This is a genomic window from Sorangiineae bacterium MSr11954, from assembly GCA_037157815.1.
In the GTDB taxonomy this organism is placed as follows: domain Bacteria; phylum Myxococcota_A; class Polyangia; order Polyangiales; family Polyangiaceae; genus Pendulispora; species Pendulispora albinea.
In genome coordinates this window covers 11,918,656-11,936,594 of the sequence record CP089984.1, presented here as the reverse complement: position 1 = coordinate 11,936,594, position 17,939 = coordinate 11,918,656, and the positions used below count along the sequence as shown (strand labels likewise).

Sequence of the window (17,939 nt, the reverse complement as noted above, 5' to 3'; positions counted from 1 at the left end):
TTCACACGCTCATCTGTGGGGAGGAGCCGCCGCCCGGAGGAGCCGAGCCACGAGATCCTTGAGGAAGTCGCGAAGTTCTGCGGGCGTAATTCTCGCGGGCAGAGTCAAGCCATCGGGAATCTCGAGCTCGGAGAGGAGCCACGCCAGCGTCGCCGGTGCAGCCACCGTCCTTGGCAAGAGCCTTCGCCAACGCATCTTCGACTCGATATCCCGCGCGCTCGAGAAACAAGACGTCCACGAGATCGCGCTCCTCGCTTCGAGCCACGAGGGCCGTCAGCTTATTGGCGAGGATTTCATCGGGGGGATCCACGCGCACACCGGCATATTCCGGTTTTTCTGCATGTACCTGTTTTACCTGATCCAAAACGAGGTCGACGACGAGCACCTCGTCGTGCCGCTTCAGTGTGTATCGCTTGAAGCCGGGGGCGTCCTGGCGAACGCTGAGCTCGGCGCCCAAGGCGCGGGCAACATCCTTGATGACGTATGGGCCGCGTTCGAAGGTGGCCATCTCGAGCGCGAAGAGATCGAGATCGTCGGTCGTGCGATGGTGCAGGTGGTAGCCCGTGAGCGCTGCGCCGCCGGTCAGGAAGAACTCTCGCTCGCGCTCAAAAAAAGCTTTGAGGACGTCGCGCTGCAAAGGGGAAAGATCGCTATGCGGCTCCAAGGATTCCTAGTTCTCGCCAACCGCGAATGAGAAATTCCCAGAATACCCGGCGGCGTCCAAGACGGCGTCCAAGAAGGGGTAGCGCGCGCTCCACATCCTCGGGGGTGACGAACACCCAAACATCCAAGTCGCGAGCCTCGCGGAGCATTTTTCCGAGGAGACGAAGCCGCTCTGAGGGAGGGCCGTTCCGAAGGATTTGGTGGAGCTCGCCGATGGAAACGTCCTCGTCCCAAAAGAAGTATGGGCGGAAGGAGTCGCTGTTCATATCCGTGGTCATCGGGCGCACGTTTCGAGCTCTCTCCGAATGAGTCTAGCGGCATTGACCGTCGGGTCCAAGCTTGCCGGTCGGGCGTTGAACCATTGTCCTGAGGTATGGGGACAGAGGGGCTCTTCCCTGAGAGCACCAAAATCCCCCAACCATGTGCACTCTGCACACATCTCTGCGTCTTTGTGAAGAGCGCCCTCAGCCGCACAACGCCTGCAAATCCCAGCTCTTCGGGCGCTTTCGCGCTCATCGAAGCCCTAGTTCAAATCCCCCTCTTTCCGTCCGACTGAGCACCCTCAGTCGTAGTGAAAGAGGATGTTTTCTTAAGACTTTCTCGGCTGGAGGCAACACCGGCTCTCAAGAATTCTCACACACGAGACTACAAAGAAAAGGGGGGTTCGGCATCGACTGGTCGAAACCGGCGGTGTGACCAAGGGCCCCTTGGTCGAAGCGGTCACCATCCGCGTAGATCTGGGGGCTACATGCCTCAGGGCCATCTGGGCCTCCCGGCGAGCGAATTCTGGTAGCTGGGCGATGGCGAGCAACCGGGCCTGCTTCGTGCTCGGCCGCTGGGATGTTCTTAAGAACGCCGCGTGGCTTGTTCTTAAGGATCCGATTCCGAAGGACCCGGGGAGCCGTTCCAAGCCGACGCGGGGCTCAATCCGACATGACGCAGGGCCCGGAGCGTAGCCAACCGGAATGCTTCGACGAAACGAGTTGATCTCTGAGGATGACCAACGAATTCTTCGAGAATTTCTGGATCGGCTGGATTATGCAGTGTTAGTCCTTCTCGATCAGGGGGATGCGGAGGAAGCGTTTGCTGGCGGTACACTCGAGGCTTGAACGTCAAGCAACGGTGCGAAATCGGGACGGTATCCCGCGGGTGCGGAGAGAGGGAACGCAAAGATCGCGTCCGGTGATCGAGCTCGTCTTTCTCGTATGCGGCTACCGTACCGTCGATGCCTCGTAGTCAATAAAACATCCCGAGGCGTCTCGGGCGGCGTGGTGCTCGTCGCGGAGGCCAGGGCGGAACGCCCGACCTCCGCTCCCGAGCTCTGGAGTCGAAGCATCGATCGCGGGCTTGAGACGCGCGCGGTACGATTCACCCTCGACGACGAAGTCGTAGGCCGAGTTCTTGAATCGATCGACGGCGCTCTGCGCGAGGAGTACCTCGTCGAACATCGCGAGCCACTCCGCCGTGTCGCGGTTGGAAGTGACGATCATCGACGCGCGACCCGTGCGTTCGAGGAACAGTTGATAGACATCCTTGCTCTCCTCTTTCGACATCGGTTCGAGAGCGAAGTCATCGAGGATCAAGAGATCGACTGTCGCGAGAGCCGTCATCTGTGCATCGCGTGAGTTGTCGAAGCGGCTTTGACGAAGACGGCAGAGCGTCTCGTCGGCACGCGCGAACGTCACGTTGGATCGTGCCGGCATGCGAGGTGACCCAGTGCGTTCGCGACGAAGGTCTTGCCGACGCCGACCGGACCGAGAATGCAAATGTGGCGGTGCGCCTCGAGGAATCGGAGGCTTGCGAGCTCCGAGAGTACGCGCTTGTCGAAGGAGACTTTCGCACCCTTGTCCCAATGTTCGAGACGCATCGTTGGATCAAAGCCTGCGGCGGGAGATCAAGCACGTAGCAGCCGTCGACACGAGCCGTGATGGGCCGCGCTCGGCAGAGCGATGCGTCACGGCGACGGAACCGGAGTCTGGTGCGGCTGCCGGTTTCGCCACCGTGCCCGAGCTCGAGCAACGTGGACGGCGCAGGCGGATAGATCACTGGTCTCCGGAGCCATAGGTCGCAGCTTCCAATCCTGCCGGCGCGCAACTCACTCATGTTGGATATTCTGCGTTCTTTCGGCCTGTGCGTACTTCGCCACGAGCTTCTCCAGCTCCTCGTCCGAAGGCTCGAGATCCTTCGAAATCTCCGTGACGTGGAGAAGCGGATCGAGCTGACGCACGTACGCTTGGACCGCGGAAAGCCACGCTTTGTCCCGCGCCGTCCTCTTCTCGTCCGGCAGCGCCGTCTCGTAGGCTGCCACGAACGACATCAACCGTTTCGCGCCCTCCCAATCCGCCGCCATGCGCTCGAGGTCTTCCGCAAGCCATCTGCGATACCACTGCAGCCGCTCACTTCTTAGGCGTCGACGCTCCGCGGCCCGCCACTCCTCTTGTTGGCGTTTGGCTTCCCTCAGCTCGTGCGTTCCCAGTTCCGCAGCCAGCTCGGTGGCGAGAACGAGATGCCCGAGCTGGTCGTCGATGCGCCGCAACTTCGTGTCCGATACGCTCTTTCGTCCCGTGTAATTGTAGTGTGTTCGAGCGATCCGAAGGGCGAGCTCTCCGTTGGCGAAGTACTCGTACTTGGGAAAGTTGCTCCACCCCCACTTTTCTTTCTGTTGTTTCTCCTCTTTCGTGAGCTCGTGCGGCTTGCGATCAAGCTTCTCTTCGAGCTCGATCGTGAAGTCGTATTCGAAGACGAACGCGAGCATATCGGGCCGCCCACTGTCACCACGCGGCTTCACTTCGACACGATGGCCCCGCGCCTCGAGCGCTTTGACGAAAGCATCGAGGACGAGGAGTGCGCGCGCGACGCGTCCCTTGGTGACACTGAACTCTGGGCCCCACGGGTTCTCAACGACGAGGCGTCCGAGCTTGTCGGGCTTCGCATCCTTGAACGCGGATGCCAGCCATTGCACGGCGGGATGTGGGTCAGTCAGTTGCTCCGCGACGACAACCATCGGCGGTTCGATCTTGGAACCAGCCGCGGCACCCTCCGCTATTTTACGGAAGACGATCGGCTCGGTGTTCGAGCTCTTGAGGAGCTTTGCGCGCGCGGGCTTCTGACCTGCAGCGAGTTGCGCCCAGTACCCTCGTCCAGGGGTGGGCACGTCGTAACGACGGCACGTCTTGGATAAGGCAACATCAGACACTCCGAATCGGTCGGCCAGCCTGCTCATAGGGGTCGACCACACGAGGTCGAATAGTTCTTCGCGGGTGAGACGAACCAGCTCATCGCTCATGCGGCCGAGCATACCGGAAAAGCCCGCTCGTCCTATGTCGGGTGGCCGCCGCGGATTCGAATCCCGCCCTACTCCCTCTCGAGCAGCTTGGCAGACACATGATTTTCAATCAGGCACCTTGTCTGAAGTTCCATTCTTCCTGGCCACCCCGAGCTCGAGCCAGCACCAGGTGATGCGCCACAGGCGATGCCTCTCCACTGTGGCGCCGCGGGTCTCGAGCTTGTGCACCGGGTTTGGGAGCGCTCCCCGCCGCCGCGTTCTCGTTCATCATCGTCAGGACGCTGGGGTGCAGGCCCTACGCCGATAGTCCGGCCTTTGTCCGCACCGAATTCGATCCGCGTGAGGCGGAATCTCCCTTCGATGTATCGTCGACGCGGAAGGGGCTATCGACCGCGCCGCCAAATTCGATGCGGACATTCGTCAGAAAAATTGCCCGTATCGGCGAATCTCTTACGTGGACGTTGGCCAATCGCGTCGTACGATTCGCCATGCACGGCGGCCGGCATCTTCGCACAAAGCCTCAGCCCCCGGTTTCGAGTCTCCTGCCATCGCCCAAACCCGCGCCAAAGCGAAGGCCGCTCGACGTCGAGATGCCTTGGTATCCGGACAGTTGTCGAGGAAGGCCAACGCGCAAGCTCATCTACGTTCCCACCCTCCGCCTGCGCGCGTCACGAGTCTTCGTGCTTCGCGCCCTGGTCTTTGAACTCCCACGGAGAAACGCCCGCGCCGCTTCGCCCGGCGGCCCTCCCCGGTCGACGGCAACCGTGCGCGATGGGCCACTTCTTCGTTGTACTGGCCGACCAAGACCATATCTTCTTCGAGTACCAACCGAAACACACGAGCGATGCGGTTTGCGCGCTCCCTATGTCATCTCGCACCAGGTCCGCTGCCACGGACCAGGAGAGCTCTCGCGGGCCTGGAGCGAGATACGAGGCAACCTTCCCGCGCCGGGGTCGATATCCAGAGCATGAACGTTATGGGCAGCGCGCCACGCATTCTTGCGGCGGCGGCAGGTTCCTTTCTGATCGCAGCAGGATTCCAGTGTGGCACGGCCGACGGCGGCAGCGCAGAAAAAGGAGTCGTCGTCCACTCACTGGATCTCACCCACTACGACCCCGCTCACACGCCGCCGAGTCTGAGCATCGCCAACGAGACGCTGGTGCTGCCGCTCAGGCCGGGCGCGCCGAGCCGCGCGCTATCGAGGGCCGAGCCCGGCGACCTCCAGGTCCCCTATACACGAGCCGGCTGCTGGACCCCCGATCCGCAGGAGACGCTCGCGCGCGTATCCGTACCCGTGCAGACTCCCATCAAGCTGCTCAGCATCAACATCGATCAGGAGCTGAGCCCAGGGAACAGCAGCACGCTGCAGGAGCTGGCGAAGCAGACCTGCCTGACCTATCGCACGGCGGCGGGGAGCTGGGAGCCGCTCATCGCGCCCACCACCATCACGGTGGGGGCGGATGGGGTGCGAGCTGAGTTCACGTCGCCGGCCGTTGAGACGGACGCGTTTGCGATCTTCCTGCCAACGTACACCAACGTGAAGCGGATTACGTACACGGTGGTCGAGCCCGTGAGATAGTCGCTCCCGGCATCGAGATGCCTCCCGCGCGGAGCGTGAGTTTGGCTGGTCCAGTGCTGCCGCGGGCTCTCGCATCGGCCGGCGTGAGACGCGCTGCAACGCTTTGGTGGCTCTGTGCTCGGTTCTCGAGAGCAGCGGGCGCGGTTAGGTGCGGAGGTCGGGTGAGCCTGACGTGATTCGGCGCCCAGTGGCGGCGTAGGCCGCATTCCGCTTCGACGAAATGCGCACACGGCTTCGACGGAACAATACGTGGCCTCGGAGGTTTGACTGCCCCGGGAGACGGAATCGACGGATCACGTAAAAGGTCGATTGAGAAGCATGTACCGCTCGAGCGCCGAATACCGAGACCGAGGAGATCGCAATGGGTGAAATGCACTTACCCCGCCAGGATGCCTCCGCCCACGCCATACCGTCCGTTTCCCAGATTCCGCCGATTTCGGTCGAGCACTACGATGCGGAGCGCGCGCGCCTGTGCCGCATCGGCGCCGCGTGCGCGGTGCTCAACATCGCAGCGCAAGTGTTTCAAGCCATCGCGAACCGATTCCTGATCCCGGAGGCCAACTCCGCTGTGGAGGCGATCCAGGTGCGCAGCCTGTCGATCGAACACGTGCGCGCCACGGTGATGCTCCTCAGCCTCTTGCTCCTGCTCGCGGTCTTTGCTGCCACCGCGTTCGACCGTGTGCGTCGAGCGCCAGTGGCAGCCCTCGTCGGTTTCGCCAGCATGCTGCTGCTCATCGGCTTCGAATTGGCCTGCCGCTCGATCGACCTCTTTGCCATCAGCCAGCACTGGGCACGCGAGTATCTGAGCGCGCACGACGAGGCGCTCAGGCAAATGGTCATTGAGCGCATCGCCCAATGGGATGCCGCCGTCAACGCGCTCTACTTCCCGGCGGTGCTCACCTACGCTCTGGGGTCGGCCTGCTTCGCCCTGTCCCTTCGGGGGGAGCGGGGCGCGCCCGCACGTCTCGGTTCCATCGCATGGACACTCAACGCCATACGCCTCGGTCTGCGTACGGTCGGCTTTGCCGAGATCGACGCGCTGAATCGGTTTCTGGGTGCAATTTATTTTCCGGCGACCGTCGTCATGTACGGCCTGCTCGCCATCTGGCTATGGAGCGCGGCCAAGACTCGGCGTGTCGACAATTTGGGCAGGCGCATGGGGCCCATGGACCAACCAAAGTCATCGTGACCAGATGAGGAGCTTTGCAACCACACGATGGCTCGCCCTCCGCCTCTCGAGAGAATCCCCCGGAATTCATCCAGGGCGGCTCGACTTGCCCCGGCATGTACGTTTTTCAGCGCATCATCGAGACGGATGGCTCGGTGTCGAACTGCCGCACCCTCGAGGTACCGCCGGAATGCGACTGCGCTACAGCCGACGCCATCCAAACACCACAGCCTTATCGGTTTACACCCGTGCTCCTGCATCGGCGTCCGGTGGCCGTCTCCTATGTGTTCCCCTTCCAAAATCGTGGTGGAAGGTGGATTGGCCCCCCCGCGGGCAAGGCCCACTTGCTCGGCTGGCGTACCGAAGTAACCATTCCTAATGGGCCTCCTCGATAGATCCGCGCACACGCACGGGCCGTCCCGTCGATTTTCCGAGACGCCCGCGTGTGAAGGAATATGCTGAGATACAAAAAAACGCAGGACAAAAACCATGTTCGGAATCGGAAAGACGCACACACATCCGTCGCTCGCATCGATTCGCTTCGACGCGACGGGGTACTCTTCGAGAGAATCCCCACCGACCATGCGTGCGTGGCTCACCCCCGATCGGGACGGTTTCGGCCTGTACTTTTTCGCGCTGCCACCCGACATCCCCCCGAGCAAGAAGGTCGACGACCTGCGCAGCCATTACGATGCCCAACTCCGTCCCTCCGGGGGTGCAATCGTCGAAGCTTCGCTGCTCCGAGTCGACGGATGCCTCGCCGTGAAGACAATCGCGAAAATTCCCCAGCACGCCTCCGGTTTCACCTACGTCGCCTCCGTCATGATCCCTTTCCGCGATTTCAGCTTCGTGCTCAAGGTCCAATGCGAAGAGGGCGGCACGACGGGGGTCCGCGAGGCGGTGCTCCTCGATCAGCAAATGGCAGCGGGGGCGAAACTGGAAGTGAGCGGGGGACGCATGCGCGTGGCAGGCTTCGATCCGGACGACGAGCGCTTCGACGTCGCGTTTCCCATGCATCCGCTCTCGCGTGCGCGCCGTGCGATCCATCATGTTACGACGACGGCGCGCGTGGACGCGGCGGTCAAGGGGCTCCCGTCCTTCGCGGGACTCCCGATGTAAGGCTTCGCCAAAGGTCACCGAAGGCCGCCACCCGCCACCAGAATCTCGCCGGTGAGCCACGCGGAGTCGTTCGAGGCCAGGAATACCGCGAGGGGGCTGATGTCTTCCGGCTGCCCGACGCGTCCTAGCGGCGTGTTGGCGATCAAGCTCTTGACGAAATCGGAGCCCAGGTTCGCGTTGTTGCCTTCGGTGTCGACCACCCCGGGATTCAGCGAGTTCACGCGGATTTTCCGAAGCCCCAGCTCGCGCGCGAGCACGCCGGTGGCGGCGTCGAGCGCCGCCTTCGAGGCGATGTAGACCACGGCGTTGGCGGGGTTCAGCGAGGTGCCGCCGGTGCCCACATTGATGATGCTTCCGCCCTCGGGGCCGAACAGCGGCAGCGCCTCGCGTACCGCCAGCACGGGGCCGAACACGTTGACGGCGAACTGCTGCTGGAGATCGTCGAGGGTCACCCCTTCGACCGGCGAAAAGCGATAGATGCCGGCATTGTTCACCAGCACGTCGAGGCGGCCGTACATCTCGCGCGTGGTCGCGAAGAGGCCCTTCACACCGGCCTCCTTGGAGAGATCGGCTTGCACCGCGTGGGCCTCGCCGCCCGAGGCCTCGATGGCCCGCACCGTGCGTTCGGCCCCTGCGCGGTCGCCGGCGTAGCCCACGATGACGCGGGCGCCCTCCGCGCCCAGCGCCTTCGCGATGCCCGCGCCAATGCCCTTGGATGCCCCCGTGACTACTGCGACCTTCCCTTGCAATTTGCCCATGATGGTCTCCTGCGGTGCTCTGTTTGGCGCCGCACCGAGAAACTAGATCGCGGCCAGGTCGTGGAGCAGCCGTGGAAGGTCTGGACATACCGTCAACGAAACGTTGACAATGGCCCAATGCTCGATCTGGTCAAGCTCACCTCCTTCGTGGCGGTGGTGGATGCGGGGTCCTTCACCGCGGCCGGCAAGGCGCTGGGCCTCACCAAGGCGGCGGTGAGCGCGCACGTGCGCCACCTGGAGGATGACCTCGGGTGCAACCTGGTGGTGCGGAGCACGCGGCGGCTTGCGCCCACCGAGGCGGGCGAGCGCCTGCACGCCGCGGGCAGCGCGCTCTTGCTGGAGGCCGAGCGGGTCGAGTCGCAGGCCAAACAGCAGATGGGCTTATCGGGCACCCTGCGCATCACCTCGACCAACGAATATGCCTCCACCGTGCTGACGCCCGCGCTGGCGTCGTTCCTCCGAGCGCACCCGCGTCTGCGGCTGGAGCTGCACGGCGGGCCCTCGCTGGCCGACGTCGTGGCCGAGCGCTTCGATCTGGCGGTACGCTTCGGCCGCCCTGCGAGCTCCGCGCTGCGTGCGACCCAATTGAGCTCGTTCCGCCTTTTGCCACTTGCGATTCCCGAGCTGGTGAGTCGATTTGGCGTCCCCACGGAGCCAAATGATTTGCTGCGTTATCCGTGGGTGCTCCACCGCGCGCATTTGAATCCGACCACGTGGCGGCGGGGCGACGAGGTGCGCACGGTAACGCTCTCGGCGCGCGTGGTCAGCGATGTCATCGACGCCAACCGCCGCCTGGCACTGGAAGGGGTGGGCGCCATCCTCGGCGCCGACTGGCGCGTCCAGCTCCAAGAGGACATCGCCGCTGGCCGCTTGGTGCGACTCCTGCCGGAATGGTCGCTCCCCGCGATTCCCATCTATGCCGTGCGGCCGCCATCGACGCATGTGCCGCCCAAGGTGCGCGCATTGATTCAATACTTGAAAGACGCGCTGGCCTGATCCCGAGCTGGGCTCCGGACCAAGTACCCGTATTCATTTCTTTTGACCCATAGGGACGAGATCGAAGTGATCGGCCTGATACCGGAACAGCAGACAAGCTTCACCTTCGTTGCAGCCACTGAAATGAGGAAGCTTGGCCGGCAGGTCGTAGAACGAACCGGCGGGATACTCCACGCGCTTACCGTCGATGACGGCGTAGAACGTTCCTTTCAGCACCACCGTCGGCAGGTCTTGCGAAGCTCGACCCACTTCAAATCGGCCGCGGGAAACGAAATGAAATTGAGGGACAGCAGGATGGCGGATGCGGTTTTCATGGGGCCGAGTATTGGGTTTCGCGGCGCTCGGCAAAAGTGGCCCGATAGACAAAATGGATGGCCTTTCACACACCGAACGCGCCCGCGGCGGTTCCGTCCTCCGGTACGGCGGCTGCGAACCACTTCGACACCACGGACGTCCGCGGGCGCGGGTGAAGGGTAGGTCCACGCAGAAGACGACCATGGGTCGTCAACTCACTCGGTCCACGAGCGAACGGCGCGATCGAGCATGGCGCGTGCTTTCTCGATACGTCCGGTGCGCTCACGCAGGCGCAATTGCTCTCGAGCGATATCGTCGCGGGTGGTCTCGATCATCGCCTTCACCGAGCTCGGCGCGGGCCCGCCCTCGGTGGCGCGGCGTTCGACGACGACCATCGGGTCGAGCGCTTCCCGGACGTCGGCTTCGGACAAGGCGATGTCGTGCCCGAGCTCTTCATGGGCGGCCGATTGCACCCTCGCGAGCGTAATCTCGTTCGCCTTGATTCCATCTTTTGCTGCCCTCGTGACGGTACGCGCGACGATTTCGTGCGCTTCGCGAAAGGGGATGCCGGTCTTACGAACCATGGTGTCCGCGAGCTCCGTCATCGTCGCGAACCCCTCGGTCGCCGCCTTGCGCATGATCTCCTTGTTGGCGTGGAGCGTCCGGATGATGCCCGCCATACACCGCGTCGAAGCCAAAACCGCTTCGAGGGCCCGTGGCTCGATCGGGGCTCTGTCGTCGCTGTGCTGATATTCAATGGCATTGAGCGAGGCCAGAATCGAGACCTCGACCCCCATCGTCTCCGCGCTTGCAAGTTTAATGTATTCGAGCGAGTCGGGATTCTTTTTCTGCGGCATGATGCTGCTGGTGCCCGCAAACCCGTCATCGAGCTCGACATCGTTGAATTCGTCGGTCTGCCAATTTTGAATTTCCGAGGCGAGCCGCGCGAGACTCGACATGTAGATGCTATTGGCGGCGGCGAGCTCCGCCACGTGGTCCCATCCTGCCACCCCTTCGATCGAGTTGGTCACCAGGCCATCGAAGCCCAAAAGCTCCGCGGTCCGCGAGCGGTTCAGCGGAAAGCCGGTGCCCGCCGTGGCGGCCGACCCGAGCGGGCTCAGATTCAGTCGCTTGTACAGGTCCTCGTAGCGCTGAATGCTCTTGCCCACCGATTCCGCGTGCGCCATCAAGTAATGGCCGAGGGTGATGGGCTGGGCCTGTTTACGATGCGTATGGGCGACCATGACGGTATCGAGATTCTCGGCCGCTTTGTCGACCAGCACGGTTCGAAAGGCGATGAGCTCGGAGACCAGCACATTCACCCGATCGCGGTAATAAATGCGCCTCTCCGCGTTTCCCATGTCGTTGCGACTGCGCCCCGTATTGAGTTTGCCCGCGATCGGACCGACGCTCCGGATGAGAGCCCTCTCGTAAGGCATGTACGCGCGCAACGCAGGATCGTGCGCAGCCATGGCGTCGACTCGGGCAAGCCCGGACAGGATGGAGCTCGCCTCGCGGGGAGAGAGAATGTGCTGCTCCGCCAGCATCGACGCATGCGCTCGGTGAATCGCCGTTTGCGCGTAGAAGATCGCGTCGTTCAGGGGGGGCGCGTGGCTGCGAAAATCGTACATGGCTCGAAACGCAGGGTCGATCGGCGTGCTCGTACGGCCGAAGCGAGCACCGTCATCCTTCGCCACGTGGAGGGCGCGCGGAGGCCGTGCCACCGGGCTCGCCCGGCCGCCGCAGGCCGCGAGCGACGAAGCCGTCAGCGCGATCACGCTCCAAATGATTCTCGACCCATGCGAAAGCCTAGGCATTGCGCATTCCATCGCGCATTCGAGCGCTCGAAGCAAGCCGCGATGCGACGATGACGCGTATTCGCATTCGATGAATCGTAGAATCGTCGCCCTCCGAGGGGCGCCGTCGATCATCGGCGCCGAGACGATTCGGGTCGGCGCCCAGGGATGGGTCAGCGGGATCGCTCAACCTCGTAGATAGTGACCGATCCAGGGCGGCCTATCGGGCAACCCATACGCCTCGCACTCGGCGCGGGTCAATTTCATCACGATCGCGTCACCACGACCCGTGCCATGTTCGAATTTGTCCAATAGGAACGCCACGACATCGCTCGGCAAGCCCTCGACGTTCATCGTCTCGTGTGCACCGCACCGGTAGGTGACGGACCCGCGGTACCCGAGTGAAGCCAATTCATCGCGTATTTCGCTCACGCTGCGGGCAGGCGCGAGATCGAGCAGGATCTTGAACGACGGTCCGGCGGCCGCGTCGCGATAGTAATAACCAAGGGCCTTGCCGTCGCGATACCGCATCTTGGCCCAGCCCCAGTCTTTGGGAATGGGAGGTTGTGTATTCGAATCGCCGTTGTCTCCTCGGCGGCCTCTCTGCGCCTCCGCTCCTCGTTTTCGGAAGATTGATCCCATGGCAGCCCTCACCTCGGAGGATCGAGCTTAGCACGTATTGAGCTCCTCCGCCGGAGCACTTCACGCAATGGGTGGCCCACGGATTTCGAAATCCGTGCTTTCGCGCGCCCTGCCTCGCGATCGCGGCGCATCCCGAGCTACTCGATGCTCTCGGCCGTCGCGATGGTGACACCGGCGATATCCTGGAGACGCGGATCGGTTCTCGTCATTTCAGAACTTGCTCTTGCCGACGAAATCATCCCACGTCAGCGGCGACGCACGTTGGTACTCGCGCCAACGGCTGATGACCCCGGATGCCTGGTCCACGCGGACGATGACGATCCCGTGAAGCCGGCGAGTCCCCTGGTACGTGTACTCGCCCGCGCCGACTTGCTGCGCTTCATCGAACAGCAGGTGATGCCAGGTCATTCGTCCAGGGATTGGAGGCTGCTCCTTTCCGCCGAAGAACGCGTAGAGGGCCGCTCGGCCCTCGTAGACCTGAAGATCCGGTGGCTCCATGTAGATGGCGCCTTCCGCGAAGCATCGCGCGGATTTCATCGAGTCACCTTCATTCCAGCCCTGGGCAATGGTCTCCATGAGCGCGCGAAATCGCGCCGTCGACAGCGGACCTGTTCTTCCCACGCCACAAATGGCGCCCTCGGACGTTCGTGCCGGACGAGCCGGCGCGCAACCCGAGGCCATCACGCACGAAACCGCCAGGGCGAAAGCGAAGACGATTTTCGTCGTGAGGTGGCACACGTGCATGGACTCTCCCGAAGTAGCCGTCGCCCCCAATGAAACCGACATATCACAATTCCGGATCGCAGCCTCATAGGGCGGCGACCACACCATCGAGCCTTCACGTGCAAAGCAGTACCAATCACGCCACCCGGCGTGATTGGTACTTCGGAGTCACGTGCGTTTTGCACGTGACTCCACCCTCACCGGTAAGGCGAGCCCCGTGGTGAGCCGGCCTAAAAGCCGCACGTCACCGGTGATGGCCAACCCGCGGGCTTTGGCCTCGGCAGGCTTGATGCGGCGCGCGAGCAGCCCGAAGGCTGCATCGGGCGGTCCGGTCAGGACGAGATCGGGGGCGGTGGCGGAGCCGGGGTGCACGCTCACTCGGCCTTTGGTGGAACGGAGCGTCATGGGTTCTTCGCCGCAACGCAACTCGATGGTCAGCTCCGGACGCGCCGGATCGGTGCCCGGAAACATGTCCCGGATGGGGTGCGCAATCCAGTGGCTGCGAAATACGTCTCCTTCCGCCATCCGGTCCATCATGGGCCTCGCCCACCCGCCGATGGCGGAGAGCACCCCCCGCAGGCTCTCCCCCCACTCGGTGAGCTGGTAGCGGTCGTCGTCGGTGCCAATCACCAGCCCGTTCTCCTGCATCGTGCGCAGCCTTTCGGCGAGCAGGTTGGTGGCGATTCCCGGGAGCCCATAGGCCAGCTCGCTGTAGCGGCGAGGGCCGTCGAGGAGCTCTCGCACGATCAAGAGGACCCAACGGTCGCCGATGACGTCGAGCCCTCGGGCCACCCCACAGTACTGGCCATACGACTTCATGCGCCAAAATCTACCGCTTTAAAATTTAAAGTCAAATCGCTTTACTTAAACAACATCGGACCACACACTTCCGTGAAGAGGGGCAACGATGGAACGACCATCCGTTCATCGTGGACCAACTCAAAGGGAAAATGAAAATGCCAGTCGCATACCTCGACGTTCCTGCCGGTGCGGATCTCGATACGAAAAGGGACCTCGTAAAAGACCTCTACGCAGCTCTTCACGAGGTGTACCCCTTCCCCGACGACACGCGGATCTTCCTGCGCGAGTGGCCGCTCGGCAGCATGAGCCAAAATGGCAACCTCGGCTCGGAACCGGCCCGGCCCGTGTTCATCATGCACGTCCCCCGGGGAGGCGATCCCGATGCCAAGCGCAAGATGCTCAAGAAGGTCAGCGAGGCGGTCACCAACGCCTACCAACTTCCGGCCTTCATCACCTTCATGCACGAGCATTCGCTCGACGTCGTGGCGGTCGAGGGAAACCTGCTCGCGGACGACCAACGGCGGGTCGAAGATCAACGAAACGCTTACCCCGCCGCTGGCGAGTAAGGCTACTTGCTCACCGCATCCCCCTGACGCGATGTCGCGCCGTGACCGAGACACGGCCTCCTGAGCTCGACGTCACCTGGACTCCTCTCCGTCGCTGCCGACGGTGCGCGATCCTTTCAGGAGCTGCGCCTTTGCAGCGAGGGTCGTGAGAAACGCGCGCGGCGTGATCCCGAGCAGCTCCGAGAACTCGGCGTGGAGATGCGCCTGATCGTAAAATCCCATCTCGATCGCGAGCTGGGCCCAGCTCGCCGTGCCCGCCCTGGCAACCACGCGGCGAATGCGTGCGATCCGGGCGTATCGCTTCGGCGGGATGCCCATCGCTTCGAGGAACACCTGCCGAAGATGACGTTCGCTCACGCCAAGCTGGGCGGCCAACGCGCGCATCGACCCCCGGTCCAGAGCGCCGGCATCGATGGCGCGCACCGCGCGGCCCGCGAGCAGGCTGCGCGAGACATCGACGCGGTACGCGTGGAGCCGCGCGACCAACGCTGCTTCCAGAATGCGAACGACATCGTCGAACGTGCCGTCCGAGCGCGCGAGCCCGCCGTGCAAGGCATCGACGCCGTCCCGCCAGAGATCACCGATGGGAACGATGCGTCCTGCGAGCTCGTGCACCGCCAGATCGAAGAACGAGCGCGCGGCCCCAGGCCGAAATGTGAAGCGAGCATAGAGCGGCACCGACGATGCTCGTTTGTAAGATGCATGCAAATTGGGACCGGCGACCACGAGCTCGGCAACGCGACCGGGGCGCGCGCAGAGCACGAGCGACGTGGTCCCACTCGGCAAGCGGGTCATCACGCGCTCGGGTGAAGCAGCCACGGACATGACGCGGACGTCCGCGATCCATGGCTCGAGCGCTACGGCGGGCACGAGGCTTCGCTCGACGGACTCTCCGGTGGTGACTCGGGAGCGGGCGGCGGTGATGGCACTCGGGGTGCCCGTGGCATGCATCGAGTCATTCTACGGACGTGGCACCTCCGTGCACGCGGAACCTCGTGCCGAAATTTCCAAGATTCGATACCCGGGCGTGCCCACCGTCGAGGGAGTCGAAGAAAGGAGAAGCACATGATCTTGATCACGGGTGCCGCCGGCACCATCGGTCGCGAGCTCGTCAAGGAGCTTCGCGCGGCTCGTATTCCCGTGCGCGCGATGACGCGGAATCCCGCAAAAGCGCGCGCCGCGCTCGGTGAGGAGCTCGAGCTCGTTCGCGGTGATTTCACCGATTCGAGGTCGCTCGCGTCCGCGCTGCCGAATGTTCGCGCGTTGTTTCTACTCACGGCGGCAGGCCCCTGGGTCGCCGATCACGACGCGGCCATGCTGCGCGCCGTGAAGGGTACGAGCGTCCAAAAAATCGTGAAGATGTCCGCGTTCGGTGCGGGCACGGCGCCGCTGGCTTCCTCACGATGGCACGAGCCAGGCGAACGAGGCGTGATGGAATCGGGGCTCGCGTGGACGGTTCTGCGCCCGGCGGGGTTTGCGTCCAATGCGCAGGCGTGGGTTCCAGCCATTCGAGCGGGGGACGCCATCGAGCTCGCCACGGGCGATGGACGACACGCCGTGGTCGATCCACGCGATGTGGCCGCCGTCGCGGCGCGCGCCCTCGCAACAGATACCCACGATGGATCGATCTACGAGCTCACGGGGCCTGAACCGCTCACCGCCGCCGAGCAGATCGCGACGCTCGGGCGCGCGCTGGGACGATCCATTGCGACGCGCGATGTGACACCGGAGATGGCCGCCGATCGCATGCGCGAAGCCGGCACCCCCGCAGCCTTCGCCGACGCTGTACGCGAAGGCTATGCGTACGTGCGCGCGGGAAACGCAGCGAGCCAGAGTGACGCCGTCGAACGCATACTTGGTCGCGCCCCGCGATCGTTCGAGGTATGGGTCCGCGATCACCTGCCGCTGCTTCGCTGAGTTTCGGCTTCGATCAAATAGCGCCGCCCAAGGTGCGCGGTGTCCGGCAGCTGAAGAGCTCAGGCCGCCTGCGTCGAATGCCTCCGGGCCAAGCACCCGTATTCATTTCTTTTGACCCACCGGAACGAGATCGAAGTGATCGGCCTGATATTGGAACAGCAGGCAATCTTCGCCTTTGTTGCAGCCGCTGAAATGAGGGAGCTTGGCCGGCAGATCGTAGAACGAGCCGGCGGGATACTCCACGCGCTTACCGTCGATGACGGCGTAGAACGTCCCTTTCAGCACCACCGTCGGCAGGTTGTGCGAATGAACGTGAAACGGATTGTCTTTGCCCGCTGGAAATAGAACGAATGCTTCGTACGGACCTTTGCCGGTAAGGTTGCCGCGGACATTGGCGTATTTGATTCCGCCCGTGCCGGGGAGCTCGACCCACTTCAAGTCGGCCGCGGGAAACGAGATGAGATTGAGGGAAAGCAGGATGGCAGATGCGGTTTTCATGGTGACCGAGTATTGGGTTTCGGGGCGCTCGACGGAAGTGGCCCGATAGCCAAAATGTGATAGGATTGGGCCATGCCGAAGTCAGCCCGATTTTCCGCGACGGCGCACACGGTGGCGGTGGTCGCCTTCGAGGGCATCAGTCCTTTCCACCTCTCCGTGCCTTGCATGGTGTTCGGCGACGATCTGGCCAGGCTGGGTGTGCCGCGTTATCGCCTGCGGATATGTGGCGAGAGGGCGGGCCGCATGGCGACCCTGTCCGGATTCGATATCCACGTGCAGGACGATCTGTCGGCGCTGGTAGAAGCCGATACCGTGATCGTGCCGGCCTGGCGAGATCCGGACGAACGCCCACCCGAAGCACTGCTGAAGGCGTTGCGCAAGGCGCACGCGCGCGGCGCCAGGATCGCCGGCTTGTGCCTGGGGGCTTTCGTTTTGGCCGAAGCCGGCTTGCTGGATGGCCGCACGGCGTCGACCCATTGGGTGTGGGCGGAGGACTTTGCTCGCAAGTACCCGCGGGTGGCGTTGGATCAAAAAGTACTTTACGTGGACGACGGCGATATCCTGACTTCGGCCGGCACCGCGGCGGCCATCGACTGCTGCATCCATTTGCTCCGCCGTGACCATGGCGCCGAAGTGGCAAACCGCGTCGCGCGCCGCATGGTCGTGGCGCCGCATCGCCACGGCGGCCAGGCGCAATACATCGAGCAACCCTTGCCCGAAACCGGCGGCAGCGATCGGCTTGCCGTCACCCTCGACTGGGCCATCGAACACCTCGAGCAGCCGCTTTCCCTGGACGTGCTGGCGAACAAAGCCGCGATGAGCCGGCGCAACTTCACCCGGCGCTTCAAGTCGAAGACCGGAACCACGGTCTCGCGATGGCTGTTGAACCACCGGCTGGCTTCCGCGCAGCGATTGCTGGAGACCAGCGACAAGGCCATCGACCGCATCGCCGAGATCGTCGGTTTCGGCTCCACCGTGTCGCTGCGCCAGCATTTCACGTCTGCGTTTTCGGTCTCCCCCGCGGCTTATCGCAAGCAGTTCAGGCTCACGAACGAGCTCCCGAGCTCCGAGCTGCCAAGAGCGGCACCACGAGCGCGCTGAACGGTGTCCGCGCGCCAACCGCAGGAGATGAT

Annotated in this window: 17 protein-coding genes and 1 pseudogene; 7 read left to right on the top strand and 11 right to left on the bottom strand. The window is 63.4% G+C overall.

Translation table 11 applies throughout. From position 1 onward, the window contains the following. Nucleotide 1: 1 nt before the first annotated feature. From LZC94_47105 to LZC94_47095, 3 genes and pseudogenes are all read right to left on the bottom strand, one after another. The gene (locus tag LZC94_47105) at nt 2–664 is read right to left on the bottom strand and encodes a nucleotidyl transferase AbiEii/AbiGii toxin family protein (protein ID WXB15378.1); all 663 of its coding nucleotides are present in this window, start codon (nt 662–664) and stop codon (nt 2–4) included. A gap of 1,210 nt (nt 665–1,874) precedes the next feature. After that, nucleotides 1,875–2,530: pseudogene (locus tag LZC94_47100) on the bottom strand (ATP-binding protein). A gap of 228 nt (nt 2,531–2,758) precedes the next feature. Beyond that, complete coding sequence (locus tag LZC94_47095; protein ID WXB15377.1) at nt 2,759–3,949, bottom strand: hypothetical protein; 1,191 nt, start codon at nt 3,947–3,949, stop codon at nt 2,759–2,761. A gap of 967 nt (nt 3,950–4,916) precedes the next feature. On the opposite strand from LZC94_47095, the gene LZC94_47090 reads away from it, so the two are divergent. From LZC94_47090 to LZC94_47080, 3 genes are all read left to right on the top strand, one after another. Beyond that, on the top strand, nt 4,917–5,528 hold the full coding sequence (locus tag LZC94_47090) for a hypothetical protein (protein ID WXB15376.1): 612 nt from the start codon (nt 4,917–4,919) through the stop codon (nt 5,526–5,528). Between the two features lie 361 nt (nt 5,529–5,889). Further along, nucleotides 5,890–6,717: a hypothetical protein gene (locus tag LZC94_47085; GenBank protein WXB15375.1), complete on the top strand. Its 828-nt coding sequence runs from the start codon at nt 5,890–5,892 to the stop codon at nt 6,715–6,717. 561 nt (nt 6,718–7,278) lie between these two features. Continuing rightward, on the top strand, nt 7,279–7,815 hold the full coding sequence (locus LZC94_47080; GenBank protein ID WXB15374.1) for a hypothetical protein: 537 nt from the start codon (nt 7,279–7,281) through the stop codon (nt 7,813–7,815). A 14-nt stretch (nt 7,816–7,829) separates the two neighbouring features. Here LZC94_47080 and LZC94_47075 read toward each other — a convergent pair whose 3' ends face one another. Further along, complete coding sequence (locus LZC94_47075) at nt 7,830–8,573, bottom strand: glucose 1-dehydrogenase (GenBank protein ID WXB15373.1); 744 nt, start codon at nt 8,571–8,573, stop codon at nt 7,830–7,832. Between the two features lie 117 nt (nt 8,574–8,690). Between LZC94_47075 and LZC94_47070 the strand changes: the two genes are divergently transcribed. Continuing rightward, nucleotides 8,691–9,569, top strand: coding sequence for a LysR family transcriptional regulator (locus LZC94_47070; GenBank protein ID WXB15372.1), 879 nt, complete (start codon nt 8,691–8,693; stop codon nt 9,567–9,569). Nucleotides 9,570–9,602: 33 nt separating this feature from the next. Here the strand turns inward: LZC94_47070 and LZC94_47065 are convergent, their stop codons facing one another. The 5 genes from LZC94_47065 to LZC94_47045 form a co-directional block, all read right to left on the bottom strand. After that, a complete protein-coding gene (locus LZC94_47065; protein WXB15371.1) occupies nt 9,603–9,788 on the bottom strand; it encodes a hypothetical protein in 186 nt (61 codons plus the stop codon). A 290-nt stretch (nt 9,789–10,078) separates the two neighbouring features. Further along, on the bottom strand, nt 10,079–11,641 hold the full coding sequence (gene argH / locus LZC94_47060; protein WXB15370.1) for an argininosuccinate lyase: 1,563 nt from the start codon (nt 11,639–11,641) through the stop codon (nt 10,079–10,081). Nucleotides 11,642–11,845: 204 nt separating this feature from the next. Beyond that, entirely contained in the window at nt 11,846–12,301 is a 456-nt protein-coding gene (locus LZC94_47055; GenBank protein ID WXB15369.1) for a hypothetical protein, read from the bottom strand. 210 nt (nt 12,302–12,511) lie between these two features. Beyond that, nucleotides 12,512–12,838: a hypothetical protein gene (locus LZC94_47050; GenBank protein ID WXB15368.1), complete on the bottom strand. Its 327-nt coding sequence runs from the start codon at nt 12,836–12,838 to the stop codon at nt 12,512–12,514. A 354-nt stretch (nt 12,839–13,192) separates the two neighbouring features. Then, the gene (locus tag LZC94_47045) at nt 13,193–13,843 is read right to left on the bottom strand and encodes a winged helix-turn-helix transcriptional regulator (protein WXB15367.1); all 651 of its coding nucleotides are present in this window, start codon (nt 13,841–13,843) and stop codon (nt 13,193–13,195) included. Between the two features lie 137 nt (nt 13,844–13,980). Between LZC94_47045 and LZC94_47040 the strand changes: the two genes are divergently transcribed. After that, on the top strand, nt 13,981–14,391 hold the full coding sequence (locus LZC94_47040) for a 4-oxalocrotonate tautomerase family protein (protein ID WXB15366.1): 411 nt from the start codon (nt 13,981–13,983) through the stop codon (nt 14,389–14,391). A 72-nt stretch (nt 14,392–14,463) separates the two neighbouring features. Here LZC94_47040 and LZC94_47035 read toward each other — a convergent pair whose 3' ends face one another. After that, nucleotides 14,464–15,342, bottom strand: coding sequence for an AraC family transcriptional regulator (locus LZC94_47035; GenBank protein WXB15365.1), 879 nt, complete (start codon nt 15,340–15,342; stop codon nt 14,464–14,466). 114 nt (nt 15,343–15,456) lie between these two features. On the opposite strand from LZC94_47035, the gene LZC94_47030 reads away from it, so the two are divergent. Continuing rightward, nucleotides 15,457–16,308, top strand: a complete 852-nt coding sequence (locus tag LZC94_47030; protein WXB15364.1) for an NAD(P)H-binding protein — start codon at nt 15,457–15,459, stop codon at nt 16,306–16,308. 102 nt (nt 16,309–16,410) lie between these two features. Here LZC94_47030 and LZC94_47025 read toward each other — a convergent pair whose 3' ends face one another. Next, nucleotides 16,411–16,806: a cupin domain-containing protein gene (locus LZC94_47025; protein ID WXB15363.1), complete on the bottom strand. Its 396-nt coding sequence runs from the start codon at nt 16,804–16,806 to the stop codon at nt 16,411–16,413. A gap of 72 nt (nt 16,807–16,878) precedes the next feature. On the opposite strand from LZC94_47025, the gene LZC94_47020 reads away from it, so the two are divergent. Continuing rightward, nucleotides 16,879–17,907 carry a helix-turn-helix domain-containing protein gene (locus LZC94_47020; GenBank protein WXB15362.1) on the top strand — a complete coding sequence of 343 codons (1,029 nt, stop codon included), beginning with the start codon at nt 16,879–16,881 and terminating at the stop codon, nt 17,905–17,907. Nucleotides 17,908–17,939: the final 32 nt, after the last annotated feature.